An 882-nucleotide genomic window follows, 5' to 3' on the forward strand; every position below is an offset into this window, starting at 1 on the left:
TGTAGTGGGATTTGACCTCCTCTGCCATCACTGAGCATAATCATTCCGTTAGCATTCAGGAGGTAAACAGCATGAATAAAAGCGAAAAACAGGAACAATGGGCAGCAGAAAGAGTGCAGTATATTCGCGGCTTAAAGTCGCCGAATGAGCAACAGAAACTTATGCTGATACTGACGGATAAAGCAGATAAAACAGCACAGGATATCAAAACGCTGTCCCTGCTGATGAAGGCTGAACAGGCAGCAGAGAAAGCGCAGGAAGCCAGAGCGAAAGTCATGAACCTGATACAGGCAGAAAAGCGAGCCGAAGCCAGAGCCGCCCGTAAAGCCCGTGACCATGCTCTGTACCAGTCTGCCGGATTGCTTATCCTGGCGGGTCTGGTTGACAGTAAGACGGGTAAGCCTGTTGATGATACCGCTGCCTTACTGGGTGCATTAGCCAGTCTGAATGACCTGTCACGGGATAATCCGAAGTGGTCAGACTGGAAAATCAGAGGGCAGGAACTGCTGAACAGCAAAAAGTCAGATAGCACCACATAGCAGACCCGCCATAAAACGCCCTGAGAAGCCCGTGACGGGCTTTTCTTGTATTATGGGTAGTTTCCTTGCATGAATCCATAAAAGGCGCCTGTAGTGCCATTTACCCCCATTCCCTGCCAGAGCCGTGAGCGAAGCGAACTGATTTTCACAGAGATAACAGCGATTCAGGTGCCGGACGGTCGGAGACAAAAGGAATGTTCAGCGGGTTGCCCGAGCTTGCGAGGGTGCTATCTCAGTGTTTTTGGGGGTTAAGGTCTGTTTTGAAGAGAAGCAAACAGCGTTTGCGACATCCTTTTATCATATCGCTCAAGTGACTCAGGCGTGCAGTTATCCACAAGGCTGG

General features: G+C 50.0%; 1 protein-coding gene. It reads left to right on the plus strand.

Annotated elements, in window-relative coordinates:
* The first annotated feature begins 71 nt into the window (after positions 1 to 71).
* On the plus strand, positions 72 to 539 hold the full coding sequence (gene traD / locus OGV65_RS00100; protein WP_016946647.1) for a conjugal transfer protein TraD: 468 nt from the start codon (positions 72 to 74) through the stop codon (positions 537 to 539).
* Positions 540 to 882 lie beyond the last annotated feature (343 nt).

The organism is Citrobacter sp. Cb004 (genome assembly GCF_030337065.1).
GTDB lineage: Bacteria > Pseudomonadota > Gammaproteobacteria > Enterobacterales > Enterobacteriaceae > Citrobacter > Citrobacter braakii.